3 protein-coding genes are annotated in these 3,441 nt (G+C 69.4%); 1 reads left to right on the plus strand and 2 read right to left on the minus strand.

The features are described 5' to 3' along the window. Positions 1 to 349: 349 nt before the first annotated feature. Complete coding sequence (locus ACFYPC_RS36975) at positions 350 to 898, minus strand: MarR family winged helix-turn-helix transcriptional regulator (RefSeq protein ID WP_391891733.1); 549 nt, start codon at positions 896 to 898, stop codon at positions 350 to 352. Positions 899 to 1,054: 156 nt separating this feature from the next. Between ACFYPC_RS36975 and ACFYPC_RS36980 the strand changes: the two genes are divergently transcribed. Continuing rightward, positions 1,055 to 2,326, plus strand: a complete 1,272-nt coding sequence (locus tag ACFYPC_RS36980) for an MFS transporter (RefSeq protein WP_391891735.1) — start codon at positions 1,055 to 1,057, stop codon at positions 2,324 to 2,326. A 62-nt stretch (positions 2,327 to 2,388) separates the two neighbouring features. Here ACFYPC_RS36980 and ACFYPC_RS36985 read toward each other — a convergent pair whose 3' ends face one another. Then, positions 2,389 to 3,216, minus strand: coding sequence for a class I SAM-dependent methyltransferase (locus tag ACFYPC_RS36985; RefSeq protein ID WP_391891734.1), 828 nt, complete (start codon positions 3,214 to 3,216; stop codon positions 2,389 to 2,391). Positions 3,217 to 3,441 lie beyond the last annotated feature (225 nt).

Below are 3,441 nucleotides of genomic sequence, written 5' to 3' on the forward strand. Positions count from 1 at the left end.
ACTCTCTCAGGCTTTCCTCCGGGCGTTTCCCTTCGGTCTTGCATTCCCGACTCTATCAGATCCTTTCGGGCCTGATTCCCAGTCGGCGGGATTTGTCTTCGAGGCCGTTTGGCCCTTCCGACGTCTCAAACTTTAGCGGATCCTCCCGGCAGTTCCTAATCGGGCTGCCAGGCCCCAAATCGAATTGAATTCGGGCACGCCGAAATTCAACCCCGTTGGGAGATCATGCTGATGGTTTGGTTGCCGCTCTTGCGGCGGAGGTGCTGTCGCAGAACCGTTACGGCTCCGTGGCAACTCGAAGAACCCTACGCGTACGGCAAGGGGGTGTCAACCTTCGCTGTCAAGATCTTTAATCCAGGTCCGTGAGCCGGCCGCCGGCATCCGGCTGGGCGTGCTCCACGCGGCGGAGTAGGCGGGTCAGCACCTCGCCGAGGACACCGCGTTCCTCGGTGGAGAGGTCCTGGAGCAGGTCCTCCTCGAAGCCGGCCGCGAGGCGCATGACCTCCAGCCACTTCTCGCGGCCCTCGTCGGTGAGCCCCACGATGACGCGCACGCGGTTCGACTCGTCGCGCTCCCGGGTGACCAGCCCCTCCCCGACCATGCGGTCGATGCGGTGGGTCATCGCGGCCGGGGTCAGACCCAGCTGCTTGGCGAGGTCACTCGGGCCCATGCGGTAGGGGGCCCCGGAAACGACCAGCGCCTTGAGGACCTCCCACTCGGCGTTGCTGATGCCGAGTGCCGCGGTCTGGCGTCCGTAGGCGACGTTCATCCGCCGGTTGAGGCGGGAGAGGGCCGAGACGATCTTCTCGACCTGGGGATCGAGGTCCCGGAACTCTCGCTGGTACGCGGCGATCTGCTCGTCGAGTGTCGGCTCGCTGACGTCGGGGGTGTCGCCCATGGGCGAAGTATCGCACGGGCTCACTTGCCGTTGAAGTCCTTCGATGTGTATTGTTTAGATTCTAACTTTAGCTTTGAAGTCTTCAGGTCTGCACCCTTGCACGGTTCTGCGCTCTGAGGACCTCATGACCAGGGCAGGTGAAAAGTGACCAGGGCGATGGGCGCAGCGATGCGCCGGATCCATGCGGGCAACGCGCTCAGCGCGTTCGGGCTCGGCTTTACCGTCCCCTTCCTCTACGTCTACGTGGCGCAGGTGCGGGGTCTCGGTTCCATGACGGCGGGCATCGTGCTCGCTGTCTTCGCCGTGGCCGCTCTGGTCGTACTGCCGTTCGCCGGGCGGGCCATCGTCCGGCGCGGTCCGCTGCCGGTCCTGCTCGTCGCCCTGGTCACTGCCTCCCTCGGGGCGCTGAGTCTCGGGCTCGCGAACAGTGCCACGACCGTGTTGCCGGCGGCGGCCACGCTCGGTGCAGGCCAGGCCGTGATGTCGCCGGCGCTCGCGACGATGATCGTGGACTGCTCCTCGGCGGACACCCGGTCGCGCGCCTTCGCCACGCAGTTCTTCCTGCAGAACCTGGGACTCGGCGTCGGAGGACTCATCGGCGGCCACATCGTCGACACCTCGCGTGCGAGCTCGTTCACGCTGCTGTTCTCGATCGAGGCGGCGATGTTCCTGCTGCTGGTGGTGATCATGTCGACCGTTCGGTTGCCGCGCACGCCGAAGGTCGAGGGTGCGCCGCAGGGCAGGGGCGGCAGCTGGAAGCAGTTGCTCGGCAACCGGGCCATGGTGCAGCTGTCCGTGCTGGGCTTCGTGTTGTTCTTCGCCTGCTACGGACAGTTCGAGTCGGGGCTCTCGGCGTACGGAGTCGAGGCGGCCGGGATCTCCACCTCCGCGCTCGGTACGGCGATGGCGGCCAACACCGCGATGATCGTGGTCGCGCAGTTCGCGGTGCTGAAGTTCGTGGAGCGCCGGAAGCGGTCGCGGGTGATCGCCGCGGTGGGGCTCATCTGGGCGGTCGCATGGCTCGCGGCCGGCTATGCGGGCCTCGGGCACGGCAGCCAGACCATGGCCACCGCCGCGTTCGTCTCGACGTACGCCCTCTTCGGTCTCGGTGAGGCCATGCTGTCGCCGACCGTCGCTCCGCTGGTCGCCGATCTGGCGCCGACAGGCATGGCGGGGCAGTACAACTCGGCCTTCGCCCTGGTGAAGCAGCTCGCGCTGGCGGTCGGCCCGGCTGTGGGCGGTCCTATGGGGGCCTCGCTGCACGGACCGTACATCGTGACGTTCCTGCTGTTCTCGCTGGGCATCACCTGCCTCGCGGTACGGCTGGGCCGGCAGCTCACGCCCGTACAGGATCAGCCGTCGCTCGCGCGGAGCCGGGTGGTCGCGCGGGGCGGGGCTCAGGAGGAGCCCGTGCGGGCCGGGGCCTGACGGACGGACCTACGACGGCCGCCGCCACTTCGAGACGTGGCTGTGGCCGTTTTCGCTTGTAGTCAGCGGATCCCCGTCACCAGGTTGGACGCGAAAGGGAGGGTCGCGCTGCCGTCCGGGGCGGTGCGGTCCTTGAGGTGGTTGTGGACCGCGCGGCCTGCCTGTACGAGGGCTTCGTGGCCGCCGTTGTCGACGATCGCCTGGCCCCAGGGCACCGAGGAGAGCTGGCCTGCGGCGTAGTCGCCGAGGGGTGGGAGAGCGATGCCGAAGGTGACCTCGTGGACGGTGACGTCGTGGAAGCCGGCCTCGCGGAGGGTGGTGCCGAGGCGGTCGGGGGTGCCGGAGAAGGCGGCTTCGTAGCTCGCGGCGACCTCCGGAACCAGATGTGGAGCCACGTACTTCTTGACCGCTTCGTACTGGGCCACGAAGTACGGGATCAGCTTCCTGTCCGCCCAGGCGGTGGCCGCGAATCGTCCTCCGGGGCGGGTGACCCGGGCCGCCTCCGTGAGCGCCGCGCGCAGGTCGGGGAAGAACTGGACTCCCTGCTGGCAGACGACCGCGTCGAAGGTGGCGTCCTGGTAGGGGAGTTCGGCCGCGGGGGCCGAGGTGAACTCGATGTCCGGATACATGCGGGGTGCGCGTGCCTTCGCGACCCTCAGCATGCCTTCGTTGATGTCCGCGCCCGAGACGCGGCCGGCGGGGCCGACCCGGGCGGCTGCGGCGCGGGCCACGAAGCCGGTGCCGCAGGCGAGGTCGAGGACCTTGGCACCCGGGGTCAGGTCCGCTGCGTCGAGGATCGCCGCGACGAAGGGCGCCATGATCGGCGCGGCGTAGTACTCGTATCGCTCAGGCGCGCTGCCGCTGAGCTGAAAACCCGTTTCGTCTGCCATGGGTGAGCTACTAGCACCGGGTGGGGTTGGGGGCTAGGTGGCGCGCAGGGGGTGGGTGCCGGGGGTGGGGTTTTCGCCCCCTCCGCCCCTACCCGTCCCGTACCGGGGGGGGGGGGGGCCCCCCCCCCCCCCCCCCCCCCCCCCCCCCCCCCCGCGCCCCCCGCGCCCCCCCCCCGGGGGGGGGGGGGCCCCCCCGCGCCCCCCCCCCCCACCCCCCCCCCCCCC

The organism is Streptomyces sp. NPDC005808 (assembly GCF_042871385.1).
In the GTDB taxonomy this organism is placed as follows: Bacteria; Actinomycetota; Actinomycetes; order Streptomycetales; family Streptomycetaceae; genus Streptomyces.